The following is a 1,132-nucleotide window of genomic DNA, read 5'->3' on the forward strand; positions in this document are numbered from 1 at the left end:
AGGTCCAGGGCGGCCGTCAGGCGCGGGGCGCGCGGGCCGGGGGCGGTGTTGCCGCCGTTGCTCGGTGCCGGTGCCATCACCACAGTCTCGCTTTCATCGGCTCTCCCGCGCGTACCCGGGTCCGGAGGGAATCTCACCCGGGTTCTCCAGGGCTCCCGCCCGGTCCCCGCCGGCGCGGGGTGCCCGGGCTGGAATCGGGAGGGCGTGGCAGGTGAGTGGGTTCGGTGTGTCAGGATCAGCGGTATGAGCGAGGTGGATCCCGGGAACGCCGACCAGGCCGAGGAGCCCGAGCAACTGTGGGTCTCCCGGGCCGGGGACGGCGGCGTGCGGGTGGTCACCCTCGCCGGGGAGATCGACTACCACAACAGGGCGGCCTTCGCCGCGGCGCTCACGGTCCCGCCCGGCCCCTGCCCGCGGTTGGTGCTCGATATGCGGCGGGTGTCCTTCATGGACTCCACCGGCCTCAATGCCCTGATCGCCGCCCACCGGGCCCTGGACGCGGCCGGGGGCCGACTGAGCCTGGTGGCCCCCACCGGCATGATCAAACGCACCATGGGCATTGTCGGCATCGATGCCTTCATCGAATCCCACGACACCCTCGACGAGGCCCTGAGGGAATAGCTCCCTCCGGGCCCCGGAGACGTTGGAGAATCCCCGTGGGGTGCCCCGTCGCGCGCGGTGAGGCGTCGGCCACGATGTGGCGCAGGGGAGCCCGTCCATGTCCGCGTGGAACCGAAGGCGACGCGAAGAAGAGGTTGTCCGGCATGTCGACGGAAAAAGAGAAATCGGATTCGAATCCCGACACCAAAGCCCACCTCTACGTCCGCGCGAAACCCGGGACAGCGGGAAATGGGCCCTCCGGAGCGCTGGACGCACCATGGAAACCGGATGCGAAGACCCTGCATTGGTGCTTTGGTTCCGCGGACGAGAGGGAGGTCGCGGAAGGGATGAAGGCGGACATCGCGAACAGGATCGTGGGGCAGGTGGAGGAGGGGAGTGATGAGTATTGGGAAATTTTGGCGGAAATCGCGATCGAGTCGACTCTCCACTCCCTGCTCCATCGAGCCGTGGAGATGGGAACGGAAATGGGGCGGGAGAGCGGGGAGGAATAATCCACCCCGCTCCCGAAGGG

2 protein-coding genes are annotated in these 1,132 nt (G+C 68.2%); both read left to right on the top strand.

The genetic code is table 11. From position 1 onward, the window contains the following. Nucleotides 1-243: 243 nt before the first annotated feature. Nucleotides 244-621: an STAS domain-containing protein gene (locus FOE67_RS26460; RefSeq protein ID WP_182667348.1), complete on the top strand. Its 378-nt coding sequence runs from the start codon at nucleotides 244-246 to the stop codon at nucleotides 619-621. 143 nt (nucleotides 622-764) lie between these two features. Then, entirely contained in the window at nucleotides 765-1,112 is a 348-nt protein-coding gene (locus FOE67_RS26465) for a hypothetical protein (protein WP_182667349.1), read from the top strand. Nucleotides 1,113-1,132 lie beyond the last annotated feature (20 nt).

The organism is Streptomyces calidiresistens, from assembly GCF_014141525.1.
GTDB classification, from domain to species: Bacteria; Actinomycetota; Actinomycetes; order Streptomycetales; family Streptomycetaceae; genus Streptomyces; species Streptomyces calidiresistens.